The organism is Colwellia sp. 1_MG-2023 (assembly GCF_030546755.1).
Taxonomy (GTDB): Bacteria; Pseudomonadota; Gammaproteobacteria; order Enterobacterales; family Alteromonadaceae; genus Thalassotalea_H.
Genome location: NZ_JAUOPE010000017.1, coordinates 68,118 through 88,937 on the forward strand (window position 1 = coordinate 68,118; position 20,820 = coordinate 88,937).

The following is a 20,820-nucleotide window of genomic DNA, read 5'->3' on the forward strand; positions in this document are numbered from 1 at the left end:
TATTAAAGTTTGTCGTACAGGTAGTAACCTTTTGAATAATTTAAAAAAATTATATATCCAATTGCCCAAACAACACAGAATTTTTATCTCTGTTGTTAGCGTCTTATTACTACTGCTTGTTATATTCCCTTCAGAAAAAGCAACGGCTAGCCGTCAATCCGAACAATCTTCGCTTAAAGTCGGCCAACGATATGAGTTATCAGTTCCCGAGCAAGTGGTAAACGCTGCCACTACATCGACTCAACAAGGTCAAAGTGAGTCAGATGAAATTAATATTGAAGAACCTCAACTTACTTGGCAAACCGCGAAAGTAAAAAGTGGAGATTCATTAGCAAAAATATTTAAGCGCTTTGGCTATAACGCTCGTACTACCCATGATGTGAGTCAAGCAAAAGGTGAAGATAGTCATTTATTAAAAAAATTAAATGTTGGAGACACCCTACGCATTGGTAAAGATTCGCAAGGAAAACTTAGTGCTTTAGAATATCCTCTATCAAAAACCGACACTTTATTTGTCAACCTTGTTGACGGTCAATATCAATCATTTAAAGAATCTAAAACCGTAGAAATTAGAGAAAGCATTGCTCACGGTGTGATCAAATCTAACTTTTGGAATGCCGGTATTGCTGCAGGATTAGATGATGGGCAAATTATTAATTTAGCTAATATTTTTGGTTGGGATATAGATTTTGCTTTAGATATTCGAAAAGGCGATAGTTTTCATGTGGTGTATGAAAACAAGTACGTTGATGGCGAGTTTATCGGTAATGGTAAAATATTAGCAGCAGAATTTATTAACCAGGACGACCCTTTCCAAGCAATACGTTTTACAGACGGTGAATACTATAGTCCCGATGGCAAAAGCATGCGTAAAGCATTCTTACGCGCACCGGTTAATTTTAAATACATTAGTTCAAACTTCAAACCAAAACGCTTTCATCCTATCCAAAAGCGTTGGAAAGCACACCGTGGCACAGATTACCGAGCCAATAAAGGTACACCAGTGGTTGCTGCAGGTAACGGTAAAGTAACTCATTCAACGTATAACAAATACAACGGAAATTACGTTTTTATTCAACATGGTAATGGTATCGTGACTAAATACCTGCACTTTTCAAAACGTGCGGTTAAAAAAGGTCAACGGGTAAAACAAGGACAAATTATTGGTTATGTCGGCTCAACCGGTATGTCGCAAGCACCACATTTGCATTATGAATTTTTGCTAAATGGTGTGCATAGAAACCCGCGTACCGTAAAACTACCTGACGCTAAACCGATTGATAAAAAATATCGTCAAGCTTTTGCTGCTATTGCTGACCGTCGCTTAACTGAATTATCAGGTTCAAGAATCGCATTGACCACTTTGAACACACAGAAAAATGTTCATCAGCAAGCTCCATAATGACAAGTAAAAATTATTATATTGGTATTATGTCTGGCACTAGTGCAGACGGTGTAGACATTGCCTTAGTTGATTTCTCTGCTGGGAAAGTACAGTTAAAGGCACATTTGTATCAGCCCTATAGTAATCAACTTCAGCAGAAAATCATTGGATTATATTCATCAGGCCCAAATGAAATTGATCGAATGGGCAACTTAAGTGTTGAGCTCGCTCATTATTTTTCTAAGGTGATTGACCAGTTATTAACGCAAGAAAACCTCAACGCTGACGATATTACTGCTATTGGTTGTCACGGACAAACTATTCGCCATCGCCCTTTCATTGATACAAGTATTCAACACCCATTCACTTTACAAATAGGTTGTAATCAAACGCTCGCTTGTTTAACGAATATTAACGTTGTTGGTGATTTTCGGACAAAAGATATCGCTTTAGGTGGGCAAGGTGCTCCTCTTGTACCTGCGTTTCATCACTATTTATTTAGCGAACAACAACAAGACACCTTTATAGTTAATATGGGCGGCATTGCTAATATTACTTTTTTACCAAAGGACAAAGCTCAGCCAATTATTGGTTTTGATACTGGGCCTGCAAACGCACTATTAGATGAGTGGTGCTATAAACACATTCAACAACGTTATGATGAAAATGGCCAATGGGCGGCTAAAGGCAACATCAATCAAGCACTGCTAACCCAACTATTATCAGATCAATATTTTTCATTACCAGCGCCTAAAAGTACCGGGCGAGAGTATTTTAATCTCAGTTGGTTAACACCATATTTGGCCGAGTTTTCATTAGATCCTGTTGATGTTCAGGCAACTCTAGTTGCTTTAACCGCTTCTTCTATTGCGCATGAGATCAATAAATTATCCCCGAAGAGTTTCGTATATTTATGCGGTGGTGGAATTGACAACAATGAATGTTATAAGCTTTTAAAACATCAACTTACTAATCATTGTATAAAATCTATTAATTCATTAAACCTGAATAATAACGCGTTTGAAGCCATGGCCTTTGCATGGCTCGCTTTCGCATATGAAAAAAAGATCTATGGAAATATACCAACCGTGACGGGGGCTAGCAAAAAAACTATTCTCGGTACACGGTTTTATCCATAACCCCCTCTAGATTTCAAAAAGATTCTCCCTATAATGAATCCCTCGCTGTAGAAAAAGCACACACAGCTTGATTAGATTTTGAACTATTGATAAGAATAAGCATCTAATTAGTTGTGCTGTATGTATTAGCATCTTGAGGAGGAACTATGGAGTTTAATGATATTCATATCGGCATGAAGTGCGGTAGTGTAAAAGGCAGTGGTACTGTTACATGGATCGACGGTTCAACCAAAACAATTTACATCGCAAACACAACCGACAACAACAGCTTTGAAGTAGACTTTGATGAAATAATTGAAGATCCGCAAGCACACAATCGTGAAGATACATATTACTAGTTTAATTTTTACGAAGCATTTATCTAAACTTTATGTCAGATCAAAACCTCTTTTATAGAGGTTTTTTTTATGTGATTAAAAAGTAAAAACATATAACGTAATAATTCTTCTCGATTAAAGTATTTATGGTAAGTTACTAAAATGCTTCTCTTAACTTACTTTAATTATGCAAAAACACAGTCTTTTTCTTCCCCTTTTACTTCTATCAACAACAACCTTAGCTCAAAATCATCATTCAACAGACTGGATGCCAGATAATAGTTTTACACAAGGTGTTGAAGGGCCTGCAGTCGATAAAAATGGTAACTTATTCGCGGTAAATTTTTCAAAAGAGGGAACCATTGGCAAAGTAACTGATAATAATAAAGCTGAGATATATTTGAGCTTACCTAATGGCTCAGTTGGTAATGGCATTCGATTTGATCAACAGGGAAATATGTATATCGCTGATTATGTTAATCATAACGTTTTAAGCGTTGATCCTACGTCAAAAATAGTCAGTGTTTTTTCTCATAATGACCAAATGAATCAACCTAATGATATTGCGATTATGGATAATGGTATTTTATTCGCAAGTGATCCTAATTGGTCAAATAATAGTGGCAATTTATGGCGGATCAATGCCGATGGCTCTAATACACTATTGGAAGCCAATATGGGCACGACAAACGGCGTTGAAGTAAGCCCAGATAATAAAACGCTATATGTTAACGAAAGTGTGCAACGTACTATTTGGCGCTATACCCTCGATGCCAAAGGGAATATCCAAGATAAAAGTCTATTCTACCAATTTAAAGACCACGGTATGGATGGCATGCGCACTGATAACGCGGGAAATTTATACGTAGCACGATACGGTGCGGGAGTTATTGCCGTGCTTTCACCTAAAGGTAATCTCATTAAAACCATACAGTTAACGGGACAACATCCAACGAATGTTGCATTTGGCGGTAAAGACGGTAAGCAGCTTTTTATTACGATGCAAAAGCGTGGCGCGATAGAAACTTATCACAATAATATTGCAGGAAGAAACTACCCTTAACGTTTATTGTCATTTTTAAAAGTCAGTAAAAACCCAGTTTCAAAGCTGGGTTTTTAATTCAAACTGAGCTTCTGTTAGACTCTCTTCATAACTCATAACATCTTTTAATAATCTTACTTCTAATTGTTTGAACTGTTTCATATCTATTCAATGTCTACTTTAGAGTTTTTTGCGATAGATTCAGGTAACAAATCTGCTATATTAAATTGATTTTAAAAAATGATATAGGTTAATGAATTTACCTTTTATGCCTATTCGTCCATTCCAAGATTTAACTTTGAATCAAAATCGTAAATCAATTCAATCAGTAATGTTCAGGGTCTGTAGTCACGAATTTTTAGATAAATTTGAAAGTGATAACTTAGAAGTTAACTACTTTGCATAGGGAATTAAGACACTTAACAGACAACCGAAATTAGAACTCGATTGTCTATAGAGAATTTAGTTAAATTAATAAAATAGAGGTAAATATTTTCAAAATTGTGTTCCGCTTATTTTATTACTACCTGTTTGCTGACGCTAAATTAATCGCAACCTGTTCGATACCTTGCTTTACAATTTGTCGGTGTATTTCAATGCGTTTACTTTGTAAAAGTGAAATACCTGCTACCACTATATCAAACGCTTGCCATTTTTTAGTTTTAATGTGTTTGTGCATTTTGAAAACGATATTGATTTTGGGCTTATTAATAGCAACGATATCTAAACTGACATTAACAATTTTCTTACCTGAACTCAGTTTTTCAGGCGAATAAACAACCGTTTGATTCGAATATAAATTTAAAATATTTGCATATGTTCTAACCAAGTAACTTCTCATCGAATCGTTAAATTGACGTCGTTGTTCACGGCTAGTGTATCTTAAGTTCTTGCCAAGTATTTTATATGCTGCATATTTGTAATCAATATTTGGCATTAACTCTTCTTCAACGATTGTTTGCATTAATTCAGGAGATTTTTCTAGTTCCTTCTGGTTATTAGAGATTCTCGAAAATAATGCTTTTCCTGTGCTTTGTACTACCTCGTAAGGAGATAATTCAACGGCCTGAGTCAATGGGCTTAAAACACAAATGAGTATAATAGGTAAATTTAATAATTTTTTCATCAAAGTATTCCGTTTCAATTTAAATAAAGCTTCGTAATTAGTGAGTAGCTGCTTATAATTTTTCAATCCAATATATGTACTTTATTTCTTCCTTTTGATTTTGATAAATAAAGCGCCTGATCAGAACGAATAAGAATGTCGTCAAAAGTTGTATCATTAGAATTTAAAGAGGCAACACCAATGCTGATTTTTACCTTTAAAGAATTTAGGTTATTTACAGTTATGGTGGAGAGATCTTGTTCCAACCTTATTCTGTCCGCGATATATTTAGCTTTTTGCTTTGATGTATCGGGTAAAATAATTGAAAATTCCTCACCACCTAATCTGGCAATAATATCTTCTGTTCGAATGTTAGGTCGCATCATTTTAGTCACGGCAATTAGCACGTTATCACCAACTGAATGCCCATATTGGTCATTAATATCTTTAAAATGGTCGATATCGATTGAGATAACCGAAAGCGGTTTATTTAAATTAGAAGCTTGGTGAAATAGCTCGTGTGCCTGTTTAAAAAAATACCGCCTATTGAACAACCCTGTTAAATAGTCCGTATAAGCCAACTTTTTTAATTCTCTATTTTCAAGATACCATTTAGTTACATCCAAAATGGTATTACAGGTACCAATATGATCGCCTTTTTCATTCAGCATTGGCTTTTGGAAATATTCCATTTTTCTCGTTTCATTACCTTTGCTGATATTAACTAACTGATTTAACTTGCCAGAAAGGGTTGAATCAATTAATAATTCATTGTCGATGATTTCTTTATCTGACTTTCCAATCACTTCATCTATAGATCGGCCAAGCAGTTTTAACATCTTTTCATTGACGTAGCGATATCGACCATTGCAATCTTTAGTGTGAATATAAGCACCAATATTATCGAGTGTTGCTTCGAGTATTTTCACTCGATTTTTCAGCATTTCTATTGAACTATAATGAGCTTCATCATAACGAATTTGAGCTTTATCAAAATAATTATAAATAGCACTTTCAAAATGTTCTGAAATCATAACTTTTAACTCCTTGACTTAATCACTACTAAGTTGAATTCGACTTCTATAAGGGACAAGCCGCCATTTTTCCTTAACTATTGATATATTTTCTCTTCATACCTAAACCTATCATGCTCATCATAAATATCGACCACGTTGAGGGTTCAGGAACCTCGGTTGGCTTGGTGTTATCTGCAGTGCGAAAAGCAACTTCACCAATAGAGCAATAATTAAAACTACTCGGCTGTTGAGGGCAACCCGACATGCTAAATCTTACGTACCGAGTATAAGAATTTGATAAGTTGAATACTTCAGCAGCATATGAATAATCATCATCAGGTCTACTTTCGTCGAACGGATTATCTTGTGGCATTAAGCCCTGAGCCATATCAAAAAAGTTAATACCATCTAATGAGCCAAATAAGCTAAGAAATGTAATTCCTGAAGACTCTTCATTCCACAATGCTATGGCATCAATATTGGTTCTAAACCCCAAATCGTAGGTTACCGAAGCGATACCTTCTGGAGAGTCATATTCTCTGCTAAACCATTCATTACCGTTATAGTCGCTAGTATGAAAAGGGTTTGAAGAAATATATTCGTCAAAATCTGTTATGCCACTAATATAAGGATTATATAATCCCGATTGGTCGTAAGTTTCTGATATTAGGCCATAGCCCGGTCCACCAAGATCTATGGTCGCATCAGTAGCACTAATAATTACTCCTGCATTTGCTGTACTAAATAAGAACGTTTGCAATAGTAACGTGGTAAATAGATTTGTAAGTTTCATTGTTAATTCCTTTAATTGATTCTTAAACTGCTAGCTCTAATAACAAGTCGAGCAGATAATTTATTAACACATAGTTTTATTTGGTTGCTATGTGTGTGAATAATAATAACGGTCGAACATAAAACTAACTTGGTGATATCGTGAAGAATTCATGGGTAATTGATTGGGATTGATCAATACCACCCAAAAATGTTGCATTGATTTCAAAAATACTCGTTTAGTAAACCTTCAATTAATTACCACTAAATTCCCTAGGTAAAGTTAAATGTGATTTGGTTGATGAGTATGGAAGATAAGTATTATTGTCTGTAATTCATAAAAAGAAATTAGATACTTTACTATGTGAAATATCTAACTATCTTCAATGTGACGAATGGATTCTCCCTGCTATAAACATGAAAAAGGGCTGTTGAAGCAATGCTCCACCAACCCTTTTTTAGTTATATCAAATCCGTTAATTTCTACTACTAATTTACTAAATCACTCAAAATGCAGCACTTGGTGGAGTTTTTTCAACGGCCATGTAACCTGAGAATAAATGTTGACGTTTCTCTTGCATCGGATGAAAATGTGACGCCATCACATCTCGCAGCAAACATTCAATGCCAAAGCTCTCTAGATAACCAGGACCACCGCATGCTTCAATAGCTTTAACAACGACTTGTTTGCAATGATTAGCCACTATCGTTTTACGTTTAACCACTTCATTAAGCGTGTTCATATCAGGGGTGAAGTCAAAGTCACCAACATTGGCAATCATATCTTGCAACACCACTTGTGCAGTCGTTAACGCATTTTCCATTTCACCTAATAGATAAGGAGTTGTGAGATCTTTTAGCTCTTTACATAAAGCTTTTGCTCTTCTTGCTGCCGTTTCGGCAATACCAACATAAACAGACATAATTAGTGGCAATGCTACTGGCAATACTACACACCAAACGGTATGGTAATCACCTCTTGGACGTCTTAAAGCAATTGAAGCATCGGGAATGAATACCTCATCTATTTCCACACTATTTGAGCCGGTACCTTTCATTCCCATTGGGTGCCAGTTATCTAAAACTTTCACCCCTTTGCTACTAGTAGGTACAGGAAAATGAAAGACTTGCCAGCCCAAGTCAGGGTCTTCATAAGGTCCTGAAGTCACTAATACATCGCCTTCAGGAGAACCACTGGCAAAGTGTTTAGTCGCCGAAAAAAGGAAACCGCCTTCCGTTTTAGTTAATGTTCCGTTAGAGGCAAGCCAATCACCAGCACCAGTACTAACAAGCACAAGTTCGTTTGCAATTACTTTTTCTAACACCGCTTGCCCGGGCTTACCATGTACATAATTAAAATGATTTGCAGCAATAATATGTTGATGCATTGATGCTGAAAGCGCGGTTGATGGGTGGTACTGGGCAATTTGTTTTATCAATTTACACATCTGTGAATAGTTGACACCACCACCACCAAGATCTTCAGGTGTCATAGCAGAGAAAAACTTCATTTCTTTAAGCTGTTGATAATTCTCTGTCGCAAACTTATCTTGTTGGTCACCAATTAATCCTGATTTTGTGATTTTATCGGCATAACGTTCAATTTGTTCTGAAATTTCATTATAAATAGACATTGTAACTTTCCTTAATGACACTGAATGAATCCTTGAGCATTCTCATGCTAACTATTGTGTCTTTTCTTATATTAAACTAATTTTTTTGTAACGATTATATTTTCACTAGGTTTAGTAGTTAGTTATATTTCTAATACACCTTAGGGAGCAATTTTGCAGTACGAAGTTGATATTCTTCATAATTGATCCCTAAATCTTTAACTAATGATTTTTCTTCAAAATGAATACCGATTAAAACGTACACAGACATACCCACCGAAAATACAAAGTGTGACATAGTCATAGTCCCAGTTGACCAAATAGCGATTAATATACCTAACATCATTGGGTGGCGAATCCATTGATATATCAAGCGTTCAGTAAAATGGAGTGATGTGTAGCTTTTTTTAACAAAGTGCAACCAGGTTTGGCGCAAGCCAAATAGATCAAAATGGTTAGTTAAAAATGTGGCAGCAAATATCGTAACCCAGCCCAAGCCAAATGTGACCCACAAAGCAGTTACACCCATTTCATTATCAACATCCCAAATGACACCATGCATCGGTTGCCAAGCTAACATTAAAAAGGCGAGCACAATTGATGATATTAATACATAAGTGCTTCTTTCAGTATGTGACGGTACAATGTTTCTAATAGCCTGTTTAAACCAATTTCTTGCCATAACACTGTGTTGTATTCCCCATGCTATTAACAACAATATATTAATTAACATCGAATAAACTTGATTTTCAGTAACACCCGATGACACTGTTTTTGGGGCTAAAATGTCTCCAACAAATAAAATGAAGTAACTAAAAACACCCAAAAAAACTAAATAGCTAATTATCCCATATAACAAAACGAATAATCTCATGACCTTCTCCTTTACAATTGATTAAAATGTCGTCCATAGATAAGACGTAGTAACTTAAAACTTAAAAAACTAATGATGCATATAGCAAAAAGTTTTCTAGGTTTATGCATTGGGTTAATCATAATCAACAAAATTACTTCAAGCTTGGTGATAACGTGAAGAAACCATGGGGATTTTATCAAGACTCTTCATGAGCAGCCCATGTCGAATTAGCATTTTGGGTTATAGGTTATAGAACATATTGAAGCTTTACTTTAATGCTTGAAACTACTAGCATTAAATTTATATCAATAAATGTGGATTTTATTTATGGCACTATTTTTAATTGAGCGAAGCTTCGCTGAACAAGTTGAAATGAATAAGGAAGCTGTGGAGGGTATTACTCGAATTAACGACGATAATGATATTCGATGGTTACAATCTTTTTTAAGTAGTGATAAGAAAAAAACCTATTGCCTATATGAAGCAGAAAGTGCGGATGCTATTAAAAATGCATCGAAAGCCCTAAATATTCCATGCGATACCATTGTTGAATTAGGTGACACATTAACTCCTGAAGCCTTTGTTTAAACTAGGCGAATAAACCAGTTATTGTAGCGTTTTTAACAAGGTTATCGCTTTTTTGTGCAATGAAACCATGCCATGTTTATCTGCTATTTTTTTACTTTCATTTAGCATGCCAATTGCAGTTTCTTTATCACTACCTTGATTCCTTAAAGTCATCATTTTAGCGTATTCAAATTGACTGTGTGTTGCGAAAACCACAAAATTCTGACCATTGTCCATGTGCAATGCTTTTTTAAAATGCGCCTCTGCCAACGACCAGTTTTGCATTACTGTTGCTAACATTCCTAAGTATCTGTCTGCTGATCCTAAACTGCCAATATTACTACCAATCAAAATGCTTTGATGCTTAAAGGGCAAAAGCTGCTTATATAGTTGCTCTGAACATGAAGAAATACAAAAGTAAGCACACACTTCACTCAAGTACACTAAACAGGTTTCCCATAACGAATCTCTTGGTAGTTCCGCAAAATTATTTGCCACTAAACTATTCAATAATGCTATTGCCTCATCTTTTTTACCAACCTCAGCATACACTAGTGCTAAACCCGGTTTCCATGATTTGTTCTCACTATTATCTTTAACAAACTTCTCAACAACATAAGACAAAATAGGCAACTGGCCTTGCTCTCGCTTAATGGCGAACATTTGCATTCCGTAAACACCATCACTGTCTTGACCCGGTAGCCATTGACTGAATTTTTGTGCATTCTCAGCATATTGCTGACTTTCTTTAAATTGCCCACGACCTAGTGCAATAACTGCTTGCCAAAGCTCTCTGTGATAATGATAAAACGGTTGTTGTGCTATTAATTCCTTCTGTTCTAGTAAATTCTTTTCAACCTTATATATTTCACCATTAGTACCTAAATCAATGTTATGCCAAGAGAGTATTTCATTATAAAGTGAATCATCTCCTAACCGTTTGGCTAATAAAGCACTTTCAGATCCTTTTTCTAATCGCTCTGATAGGTAATCAGGTTTAGCTTTGTCTAAATGGCTCGCAATAACACCTGCAAACAACGCACGGGCAAGCAAGTTATCGTCACCTAAATCTCGAGCGATTACTTCAGTTTGAGTTTGCAACTTTCTACTTTGGTTATCACCTCCGCTCATCATGTACGCTCGAATCAGTGAGCACATTATGCGAAGTTTGAGTTTTGGGTCTATTTTAGTATCGTTTGTTAATGCTTTTTGTAAGCACTTAACCGCATAGTGGGCAGGTAAACCGGGGCGCCAATAGGCTTCCTCAAGTCCAATAGATGCTTGAGCATAAATATCATGTTCACTGCTAGCTTCAGCAAATTCAGCCGCTTGAATAAAGGTTGAAATAGCACCCAAACTATCACCAGCTCGAATTTGTGACTCACCAAGCGACAAAGTCAATCGAGCTTTAAAGGAAGGGTTTGCAATTTTTAACGCTTGTTTGCAATAGCGCACAGAAACTTCATAAGCCATCATTTTATCGGCTTCTATCGCTGCTTTTTCTAAGTAAATTATTGCCTTATCTGCGGTTCCTAAAGGGACTGCTTGGAAATAGTGATAAGCAATTTGTGCCGCGTCTGAACCTGCTTTATCAAGTGCATTGGCTACATTGCAATGTAGGCTTAGTCGTTCACTAGTCGTTAATGAATCGTAAAGCGATTCTCGAATAAGCGCATGACTGAATTGATAATCACCCGTCGTTTCTATGTAATTTAATTGCCCCAAACTCATTGCAGGATCAAGTAGCGCTAACACAGTAGCGGTATCACGATTCACTACATTACTGAGTAAACCAATATTAAAATATCGGCCAATAACCGTCGCAACTTGTAACATGTAAACAGATTCTTTAGGTAAATCTTTAAAACGTTGATTAATTATTGCTTTAAGGTTAGTGGGTAAAGCGCTACTACTGCCACCCTGTTGAAGGTGCCTGGTAGTTTCAACAAGATAAAGAGGATGCCCATCTGTACGCTTAAATATTTCAAGAGCTAGTTTACTGTCTGCTTCAGGTATTTCTTGAGCAACATATTTAGCAACTGCGTCTTGACTTAAATTACTTAAATTAATGTGCTGATAATTATTCAGTCGAGACATCTCGTAAATTGTTTGTTGAAATCTATGCCCTTCTGATACATCGCTATCACGGTACGTACCAATAAACATTATTGGTGATGAACTTAATTCTGAGGCAATAAATTCTAATAAATGTAAAGAGGATTTGTCTGCTCGGTGTAAGTCGTCAAAGATAAGCACGAGCGTTTTTCCGCTAGATAATGATCGAAAAAGATTGGCGACAGAATGAAATAACTTGAATCTGGTCTGCTCTGGTGATTGTTCAATTGTATTGCTTATTGAGCTTGGCGTATTGTTAAATAGTTCAGGAAGCAAATTTGCCAATTCAGGTGTTTGTGCCGCGTCCATCAACGGCTGATGTTTAAAGTGACTGATTAATAATTGTCTCCACGGCCAATACGCAGGTGCTCCTGCCTCTTCTCGACATCGCCCCCATATTACCTCTGCGTCAGCTTCGCTTGCATAATGTGAAATTTCTTCCAATATACGTGACTTACCAATGCCAGCAATCCCTGCTAATAATGTAATGCTGCCCTGATTTTCCAAACAATCAACTAATGAAGATTTGAGTTGATTTAACTCCTTTTCTCGACCCAAAATCAGATTTTTATTTTTATTTTTATTTTTATTTTTATTTTTAAATAAATTTATCAGCTCAAACGAAATATTGCTTCGCTTATGCTCTGTTGTGGAACGTTCTTGTTGAGTATTATTTATTTCTACTTCGCTGGTTGTTGTGCTAATTTCACCAATGAACCTAAAACCATAACCTCGTACTGTTTTAATCAACATTTGAGCGTCACCACTGTCACCAATAACCCTACGGGCAGCCTTTACACAGCTTGATAAGGTAGAGTCAGAAACAATTCGCCCTCGCCATATTTCTTCAAGAATTTCGTCTTTACTTAACACACGACCATGATTTTCTAGAAAAAATTGCAATAATTGAAAGACTTTAGGCTCAACGGCCTGAAGCTTTTTCTTAAAATGTAACTCAACTAATTGAGTATTTAGTACACATTCACCAAATTGAAATATCATTATATTCTCTACATCAATAAATCTGTTGTTTTGATTAATAAATATTTCGATTAACTAAAATAACGTCTACCAAAATACCTTATCTATTAAACCAGATCAGACTCTGTAGATGAACAAAAAAACTAATTTTATTATTCATGAAGAACAAATACATGTATCTCCTAGGAAACACCGTGTAATCCCCAAAGTATCTCCAAGCTAGACTATTCAAACTCATTTAACATTGATTTCAAGGTGTGTGCTAGCTCGCACTTTATACAATAAAACACTTTATAATGATAAATAACCGGAGAATATCAACATGCCACTTATCGACGTACATGTAATCAAAAATGTATTCAATGCAGAGCAAAAAAAAGAAATAATCACTAAAGTAACCGACGTAATGGTTGAAATTGAAGGAGAAGCTTTACGTGGAGTCACTTGGGTTCGTATACAAGAAATCAACGAAGGCGATTGGGCTATAGGCGGTCAGCAATTAACAGCTAAAGCAGTTCATACAATGCAAAGAGGTTAATTCGTCTTCTTATTTAACTTTAAGAAATTAATACTGAGATTAAAATTTCAAACTTAAATTTGGAAATTACTGAAATTTAATACTGATTTCCAAATTTAGGTGAATTTAAAATCTAATCTTTCAATCCACCATCTCTGACTTTTAGAAGAGATTCAAAAGGATATCAATTGAAATTTAAATTTATAAAAACTGCAACCGTTGCTTTGTTAGTGACGATTAGCAATATTGTAGGCGTAGCAAACGCCACTCTGATAACAGATTTGACAGAACGAGATTGGAAGGTAGCAGGCGATAAAGCACTCACTTACGATAGTTCGACAGGGCTTGAATGGTTAGATTTAACCTGGACACTTGGAAATTCGATCCTAGATACTGAGGCCGAATCCTTTTTCGGTGATTTTAGATGGGCAACCGAAAGTGAGATTGAAAACGTTTTTGATGCTGTTTTATTAGGCTCCGGCTATCGGACTTCAACTGATCCGTCGGTGAACAGTGCCGCTTCCCAATTCTTAAACATGTTCGGCACACCCAGTGAATCAGCGACGGAAGTGCAAGGGGTGTCAAGAGGGGCAGTCAAATCTATTTCCGGAGTTCTTACATCTTACGGTCTCGGGCATGTATCACACTTTCCTTCCAGTCAATTTGTGGCGGTTAACGACCCGTTAACTAATTGTTGCTGGATCGAATCAGACAGCCAGAAAGGAGTCGGTTCGTGGCTTGTTCGTTCCGGTGCCAGCACTGCTGTAGTACCTGAGCCGTCTTCACTTGCTATTTTTGCATTAGGAGTTATTGGTTTAACCACACGTCGATTTAAGAAACAATCTTAATTTAGTTTCTTTATCAAAACCGATTATCGATGACGGTATGCCTGAATAAACCTATGTATCCCAATGTTATCGATAATCATCTAGAAGCATCTTCCAATTAGGTAGTTGCTTTTTTTGATTATAAATCTGCGTTAATCGACGAATGTGATTTTGTAATGTTCGTTTTGAAACGGTTAGCTTTTCTTTACCAAATTGCGCCTCTAAAAAGTCGAATCCATTAGTTATCCCGCCTATAGTAGTTACCATTTTGATCGCTTGTTGCTATTTTCAGCTTTAGATATTCGTTTTTCCACAGTCTTAGGCATAGCAGCCGTCCGGTAAAGTTAAATCGAGAAACTGTTGATTGTTCAATCAGGAAGTAAACAAAAAGCCAGTTTTTACACTAGCTTAAAGTATAGAAAGTAGTTAAAAGCGTTTTATATTTACACTTTTAAAATATACGTAAGCTAGAATGGTTATCCAAGACAAAAAACCATAATTCAGGGTCAGTACAGAAACAAAACCTTTTTTAAATAAGGACCTTACTAAAATGCCCCATTTCACTTTTAAACATTAAAACACAATAATGTAGATTAGTTGCGCTGTTTTCTACCAATTACGGTTAAATTTAAACATTTTTCAACATTTCTGCCAAGGCAGGATAACGCCCACTAATCATCCTCATATATAGAACAAACAATAAGAATCAATTTTTGCCTTTAAATTAGAGTTTGAAACTCTCATAAGAATTAATTTCATCATAAGCATACTTCTATAGTTCAAGTCATGTTTATTAATGTTTATGACTTCATAGCTACCCGCTTTAATCTAACTATTAATTATATGGTTACTGTAATCTTTGGAGCTTCTGACTCGTAGTCAGCAGATTTAATTACGCGAAATTTATGCTCACGCCTCATGATTGCAAGTGGTTCTTCTTGTTTAACGCTTAACCGCCTCTTCACGACCTTATAAGAGTTTTCAGATAAATAAGGAAGCACTAAATCTCTATATTCAAAAGATTTTTCATCTTCGTTTAGCTGAGGTGGGTTACAGAGGTATGTTTCAAAATTATCTTTTAACTCTTTAATATTTCTATATAACTCATACCATGCCAGATCCTTATGCTCTCCATCCTTGGTGGGAACAGAGAGAATTCTAATTTTTGAAGATTCAAAGTAGTATTTCAATATTTTTTCGTCTATTACAGGAATCCCGTTAGATTTGTGCCCGACTAATACTTGGCTACTATTAACGATACATTGTGCAAACTTATATTCAGCATTTGAGTCAAAGTTCCAACCAAGTTTATCAAATACTCTTTCAATATTATCTTTAAAGAACTTGGTCTTTCTTATTACTTGCTCCCCTGCATGTTCCAAAATTTTAGTTGTGCGATACTTTGATATAGGAGAGTCTGTAGTAACGATGCTCTTCGATTCTCCAATAATTATTAAGTCTTCAATGCGAGCTAGTAAGTCAAACTCTTCTTCTGTATCAAGCTTAATTCTTTTTCCTATAGCTTCATCAAAATCTTCTATTAATGGGTTCTGATAAAGTTCTTTATTAAGCAAGTTAACTACCGACTCCTCATATGTATATCCTTTCTTTTCAAGATTAATTTGAAAAGTAGTAAACCAATGTTCAACTAACCTATTTATAGAAGGGGCAGCTAAAGCTCCTAGCAAAATAGCATATTCATTTTTAACCTTTATTAAAGGCTCACACCAAAGGTCACTTGTTTGGTTTGATGTAGCAGTTAAAAAAGCTAATATCTTTGCTATCTTGGAATGCTCAATTCTAGTGGCATTTTTTAGGGCAAACCTTAAAGATTGAGAGGAAACTCTTGGACAGAATTCCATTAATTTATTCAAATTGAATGCACTATCATCTTCGGGAAATTTTTCAAAACAACTATTGGCCATAAGCATCAAACATCTCATAACTTCAAGCGCTTCGAGAATACTAAATCCACTTCCATGATCTTCCTCTAGCCATTTCTTTGGGAAATAGCTCATGATGTCGATAACCTGTATGCGCCATTGCGTATTCCAAGTAATTAACTTGTCTCCAGCACTTTTTATTGGTGCCTCATAGGCTACTCGGATTTTGCTCTGTCGCTTAATTCTAACGAATTTATCATCGATGTATAATTTTCTCAGTTCGGGGGAGTAAGCGATCATTGTTTTTTGGCTACTGAGACGTTCTTTACGAACAATACTGGCTTCGAACTGAATTTCGAAAGAAGTTAATGGCTGCGTAATTCGAAAGTATTTTAAGTCTCTGTCTAGCTCCTCAAGTTTATAACCAGACCAAAGAATACATTGCCATAAATGTTCATATGATGCGTATAAATTTGATAATGCGGATTCTAGTTTAATAAAATCAAGAATATCTATCGCAGTATTGTCTGATGTTATTGCTTGGTTATTGTCAATATTTCGTTGACACATTCTTATCGCAGGTTGCCAACCATCGACAACACCATGAGCTATTTCTTGCAGGCTCATTGCGTTGCCAGAAATGCTTGAAGTTATCGTAACCCCTTGCACTTTATTTGGGATGGTTTTAACTGCTTGTTTTAATGCCACGACCAAGTCTCTATTCGAGAAAGCGACATACGCCAACATCAACTTTTCGTATGTCGTTTTAGGCACGTTCTGATAAATTTCACCAAGTTTAGAACGAACCTCTCCTAGTAAGCTGTTCACAATCACCCCTGCCTCGTAGACGTTTTTATCACGCGGCGTAGCATGGAGTCTCACCTTATTCCATTCTGCATTCCACTTATTTAGGCGAAACTCTCTTCTAGTAGGGGGGGGCTAGCTCTTCTTTTAGAATCTTTTCGACAAATAAGTCCTTTACAACCTTTTCCATACCTTTGTAGTTCCTTGGTTATTGTTGGTAATGCTTTATCAATATACTTTAGAAATAAAGAAGGTTAAATATCGATTCATACATTACTTTCATGCTAGCTTTTCATTTTCAACATCTCAGCTAAAGCTGTTTTACGAGTATCAACTGCCCCTAGTTTATTAACACCATAACGAAAAGCCGCTTCCGTGCCAATAATATGTACTTTATCCTCCGCCCTTGTCACAGCCGTATACAACCAGCTGCGGTCAAGTAATCTTCCTCGCTCAAGCAACACAATGACATTTGGAGCTTGTGAACCCTGCAATTTATGTAAGGTTAAGCAGTAAGCAAGGTCAATATATTCAAATAATTGCCAATCCACTTTCAGCACACGTTTGTTACCTTTTTCATCGAGGTCTTCAAGCTCAAGGACACAAGCATAATCCTCTGTAGGTTCAGCGCTCTTAATGACACCCAGTGTTCCATTCTGTAAATCGTTTTTATAACTAGTCAACGTAATAACAACCGGATCACCCTCTCTAAAGTCGTAGCTGCCTTTAGTAATAGGCATATCCGTAAGGTCAAGAGTCTTACCATCAGGGTTTACTGCATCTTGCAGCATAATGTTTGCGTTTCTAACTGTAGCATTGGTAGGAGCAACTATCATAGTATTGTCATACTCAGAATATACAGTCACTGCATCTCGCAGAATATCGCCTATTGATTCTTGGAATGTAATATCAGCGGTAGTTAATGACTCTGGCATTATACCGTGCCTTATAGCATTGGAATATGCAGGCACACTACTATCAGCTCCCTGTCGTTTCACGACATCAAGTTCTACATGGTTTATTACACCGCTTTTAATGACATCATTTAAAATGAAACCCGCATTAATCGGTGGAAGCTGATAAGGATCACCAATTAACAAGATTCGAACCTTATCAGAAAACAAAGTAACCAAACGCCACATGGTATATGCATCCAACATAGAAGCTTCATCCACAAGCAGTACAGCCTTATCTTCATCAAGATCAGTTTCTCGTAACAGTTTTGCAATCGTCTTCGTTTCATTACCGATTGATTGTTGAAGCCGACGGGCTGCTTTTCCTGATAACGCAACGGGGTATATCGTATAACCTAATTTTTGATAAGCATTTACGATAAGTTTAGTAGTTGTTGTTTTACCTGTTCCAGCTCCTCCAGTTAGCGCAAAGACGTGACTGACTAATGCTGTCCTTACGGCACGTTCTTGTGCTTTTTCAATGGGCCAATCGGCAGGGAACGAGGTCCTAAATGCATCTTCCAACTCGCTCGACCAACGGTTATTTGATTTTCTGAGGTTACCAAAACGCTTGGCTATCGTTTTCTCAAATATATAATTGCCTGAAACAAAATATTGGTTGTTTTGTTTAACAAACCCAACGATATCGCCATCTAGCTTACTTGCCCTTGCAACTAGCCGTTGGTCTTTGTTCAACAACTTAGAAACAGACGATTCAATATCTTGCCAATCTGCAACCGTATTGCCTTGATCGCTCCATAATCTCAATGCTTGTTCAACGATTGCTACCAGTCTGACTTCATCATCCTGTTTGATACCGAAATGCTTTTGAGCAATAGCGTCTACCTTGTTAAATCGCATCCCCAGTGAAAATAAGCGGTATGGGTTCTGTGTAAGAAAGTTGATCGCATCCTGATCTGCAAATCTGAACAACTGGCGCTGGATAGGGGCTTCTATTTCCCACTCAACCAATTGAGCTGAGTGTTTTAAGTTGGAATACTCTTTATAGCCATCCCATAATCCATGCACGGCTTTATCACCAAGCAGAACATTCCTGACAGCTTGAAAATTCGTTATTGACTGGTCTTGTTCGTATGGCGCATATTTATCACATTCAAGTATGTTAAATATATCGCTTCTAAATTCATTCCAAAGAAATTGTGCGCTTACCTTTCCTATGCCTTCAAACACTTTCTCAGTGCTTAAAAAAGTTACAAAGCCAAGGCCATTATCAGGCATAACACATTTCAGTGTCGGCTCCATAAAGCGCCAGACATCAACATAACCACCCATACTGACTTGTTGTTGCCTAATGCTGAAATTTTGCTCTTTGAGAATTTTCCATTGCTGCCCGACTTTCGGATCAATATTTAACTTATCTTGAGTAGTCAGAATCTCAATACGATGCGCACCTGCTTTGTGGTTAACAAAAATAGCTCCCAGCCGGACATTATCCGGGTGGTACTGGTATATTCTGGTGATCCTTACCAGATAAGCACTACTCTTCATTTCCACAAGCCCATTTCAATCAGTACATCTTTAAATTCAGATAGCTTGGCAACTTCGGCAGCTAACTTAGCGTTTTCGTTTTGTAGTCTTCGGTTTGTTCTTTTTAGGTCTCTGACTTTAGCGCTATCTTTGATGTCTTCGTCAGTACCTTTTGATACATCAATGATCTCTTTATCGAGAGGCAGGTTTTTCTTACGTTGCTGGTACACCCCTGAGGTAGCAAGTTCTTGTTTAAGTTCTTGCAACAAATCAAAGAGCTTTTTATTTCTTTTTTCCTTAAATGCAGAGGCATCAAAACCAAGCTCATCAGCAATTTTTTTGGGACTTAACGTATCACCATGCCAATAATCCAACCAATTAGGCGACTCTTTTGATTTCATTTCAGCCACCCAGCCAAGGAATAAGTCTCTGTTACGTTGACCTCTTTCTTTACTCATATATTAACTCCCCTCCACGATGCGTTTTATCGTAGTCCTGCTAACGCCATACTCCTTTGAGAGTTGGTTCTGAGATTTCTGCTTTAATTGCACTAACTTACGGATCTTTTTCCTATCAGAGTCAGGAATAGTCTTTGGCCTGCCCATATGCTTCCCCTGAGCAATAGCCCGTTCACGGCCTTCAGTGGTATTTTTGATGATCAGGCTCTTGTTTAGCTCAGCAAAAACAGCAATAACATGAAGAACAGCTTTTCCAAAGGGCGAATCATCAGCACTGTTAATAACTCCATCAAGTGTTGTAAGAGCAGCACCTTTTGAATGAATACCATCAATTGCAGTCATGATCCCTTTAAGACTTCTGCCCAAACGGTCAAGCTTTGTAACGCATACAACATCACCTTCACGGATGTAATCGAGAAGGTCGTCTAGTTTTTTTACATTATCCAAAGAGTTACCGCCTTGCTTGCCAGAGAATACCTTCTCGCAGCCATGACGCTCTAATGCATCAACTTGAGCTTCTAGATCTTGTTCTTGCGTGCTAACTCTTGCATACCCTATTAACGCCATCTCCAGCCTCTTAACATGAACCTAAGTTATAAGTTTAGTTCAACTCTATTAGAATTTGCACTTAAATAGTCAATATAAATTTAGTTCATGTACTTTTTTATAGTTATTTTTTTAGTTCACCTCAGACTCAGTGGATTTGCTAACTATGCAAGCAGACTTTTTCATGGTTAAATAATGGGAGATAAAAAATTTAAGATTTCACAATGGAATCAACAATCAATAAGGAAGTTAATTATGAAGTCGGTATTCCCCAAAGTAGCAATTTTATTAGCTATTTTGACGTTAACCGCATGTGGCGGAGGTAGCTCAGAAGAAAGTGAGGGGGTAGTAACTCCCCCAGTAAACCAACCACCAACAGCGAATGCTGGCACTGACCAGTCTGTTGATGAAAATACCGTAGTTACACTCACTGGCACA

The 20,820-nt window shown here is 36.7% G+C and carries 18 protein-coding genes and 1 pseudogene; 8 read left to right on the forward strand and 11 right to left on the reverse strand.

The features are described from left to right. The first annotated feature begins 31 nt into the window (after positions 1-31). The 4 genes from Q4493_RS16475 (at position 32) to Q4493_RS16490 (ending at position 3,903) form a co-directional block, all read left to right on the forward strand. Positions 32-1,402 carry a peptidoglycan DD-metalloendopeptidase family protein gene (locus tag Q4493_RS16475; protein ID WP_303454979.1) on the forward strand — a complete coding sequence of 457 codons (1,371 nt, stop codon included), beginning with the start codon at positions 32-34 and terminating at the stop codon, positions 1,400-1,402. After that, positions 1,402-2,523 carry an anhydro-N-acetylmuramic acid kinase gene (locus Q4493_RS16480; protein ID WP_303454982.1) on the forward strand — a complete coding sequence of 374 codons (1,122 nt, stop codon included), beginning with the start codon at positions 1,402-1,404 and terminating at the stop codon, positions 2,521-2,523. The genes Q4493_RS16475 and Q4493_RS16480 overlap by 1 nt, the downstream gene beginning before the upstream one ends. Positions 2,524-2,669: 146 nt before the next feature. Continuing rightward, positions 2,670-2,861 (forward strand): hypothetical protein, encoded by a 192-nt coding sequence (locus Q4493_RS16485; protein WP_303454985.1) that lies wholly within the window; start codon positions 2,670-2,672, stop codon positions 2,859-2,861. Between the two features lie 166 nt (positions 2,862-3,027). Further along, entirely contained in the window at positions 3,028-3,903 is an 876-nt protein-coding gene (locus Q4493_RS16490; protein WP_303454989.1) for an SMP-30/gluconolactonase/LRE family protein, read from the forward strand. 502 nt (positions 3,904-4,405) lie between these two features. Here Q4493_RS16490 and Q4493_RS16495 read toward each other — a convergent pair. From Q4493_RS16495 to Q4493_RS16515, 5 genes are all read right to left on the reverse strand, one after another. Next, entirely contained in the window at positions 4,406-5,008 is a 603-nt protein-coding gene (locus tag Q4493_RS16495) for a phospholipid-binding protein MlaC (protein ID WP_303454991.1), read from the reverse strand. A 62-nt stretch (positions 5,009-5,070) separates the two neighbouring features. After that, the gene (locus Q4493_RS16500; protein WP_303454993.1) at positions 5,071-6,021 is read right to left on the reverse strand and encodes a sensor domain-containing diguanylate cyclase; all 951 of its coding nucleotides are present in this window, start codon (positions 6,019-6,021) and stop codon (positions 5,071-5,073) included. Between the two features lie 73 nt (positions 6,022-6,094). Further along, positions 6,095-6,796: a PEP-CTERM sorting domain-containing protein gene (locus tag Q4493_RS16505; protein ID WP_303454995.1), complete on the reverse strand. Its 702-nt coding sequence runs from the start codon at positions 6,794-6,796 to the stop codon at positions 6,095-6,097. Between the two features lie 484 nt (positions 6,797-7,280). Then, a complete protein-coding gene (locus Q4493_RS16510) occupies positions 7,281-8,408 on the reverse strand; it encodes an acyl-CoA dehydrogenase family protein (RefSeq protein ID WP_303454999.1) in 1,128 nt (375 codons plus the stop codon). Between the two features lie 130 nt (positions 8,409-8,538). Then, positions 8,539-9,261, reverse strand: a complete 723-nt coding sequence (locus Q4493_RS16515) for an isoprenylcysteine carboxylmethyltransferase family protein (protein ID WP_303455002.1) — start codon at positions 9,259-9,261, stop codon at positions 8,539-8,541. Between the two features lie 309 nt (positions 9,262-9,570). Here Q4493_RS16515 and Q4493_RS16520 point away from each other — a divergent pair, with 309 nt between their 5' ends. Then, positions 9,571-9,831 carry a DUF4242 domain-containing protein gene (locus Q4493_RS16520; protein ID WP_303455004.1) on the forward strand — a complete coding sequence of 87 codons (261 nt, stop codon included), beginning with the start codon at positions 9,571-9,573 and terminating at the stop codon, positions 9,829-9,831. Positions 9,832-9,849: 18 nt separating this feature from the next. On the opposite strand, the gene Q4493_RS16525 is transcribed toward Q4493_RS16520, so the two are convergent. Then, positions 9,850-12,927 carry an AAA family ATPase gene (locus Q4493_RS16525; protein ID WP_303455007.1) on the reverse strand — a complete coding sequence of 1,026 codons (3,078 nt, stop codon included), beginning with the start codon at positions 12,925-12,927 and terminating at the stop codon, positions 9,850-9,852. A 301-nt stretch (positions 12,928-13,228) separates the two neighbouring features. Here Q4493_RS16525 and Q4493_RS16530 point away from each other — a divergent pair, with 301 nt between their 5' ends. Both Q4493_RS16530 and Q4493_RS16535 read left to right on the forward strand, forming a co-directional pair. After that, positions 13,229-13,444: a tautomerase family protein gene (locus tag Q4493_RS16530; protein ID WP_303455009.1), complete on the forward strand. Its 216-nt coding sequence runs from the start codon at positions 13,229-13,231 to the stop codon at positions 13,442-13,444. 167 nt (positions 13,445-13,611) lie between these two features. Next, positions 13,612-14,271 carry a PEP-CTERM sorting domain-containing protein gene (locus Q4493_RS16535; protein ID WP_303455011.1) on the forward strand — a complete coding sequence of 220 codons (660 nt, stop codon included), beginning with the start codon at positions 13,612-13,614 and terminating at the stop codon, positions 14,269-14,271. Positions 14,272-14,337: 66 nt separating this feature from the next. Here Q4493_RS16535 and Q4493_RS16540 read toward each other — a convergent pair whose 3' ends face one another. The 5 genes from Q4493_RS16540 to Q4493_RS16560 form a co-directional block, all read right to left on the reverse strand. Continuing rightward, entirely contained in the window at positions 14,338-14,517 is a 180-nt protein-coding gene (locus Q4493_RS16540) for a hypothetical protein (RefSeq protein ID WP_303455014.1), read from the reverse strand. 572 nt (positions 14,518-15,089) lie between these two features. Beyond that, on the reverse strand, positions 15,090-16,961 hold the full coding sequence (locus tag Q4493_RS16545; protein WP_303455016.1) for a hypothetical protein: 1,872 nt from the start codon (positions 16,959-16,961) through the stop codon (positions 15,090-15,092). Positions 16,962-17,221: 260 nt separating this feature from the next. Continuing rightward, positions 17,222-19,399: an AAA family ATPase gene (locus tag Q4493_RS16550; RefSeq protein ID WP_303455018.1), complete on the reverse strand. Its 2,178-nt coding sequence runs from the start codon at positions 19,397-19,399 to the stop codon at positions 17,222-17,224. After that, complete coding sequence (locus Q4493_RS16555) at positions 19,396-19,836, reverse strand: hypothetical protein (protein WP_303455021.1); 441 nt, start codon at positions 19,834-19,836, stop codon at positions 19,396-19,398. The genes Q4493_RS16550 and Q4493_RS16555 overlap by 4 nt, the downstream gene beginning before the upstream one ends. Positions 19,837-19,839: 3 nt before the next feature. Further along, the gene (locus Q4493_RS16560) at positions 19,840-20,403 is read right to left on the reverse strand and encodes a recombinase family protein (protein WP_303455023.1); all 564 of its coding nucleotides are present in this window, start codon (positions 20,401-20,403) and stop codon (positions 19,840-19,842) included. A gap of 234 nt (positions 20,404-20,637) precedes the next feature. On the opposite strand from Q4493_RS16560, the pseudogene Q4493_RS16565 reads away from it, so the two are divergent. Continuing rightward, positions 20,638-20,820 (forward strand): annotated as a pseudogene (locus Q4493_RS16565) (hypothetical protein); the annotation flags it as partial.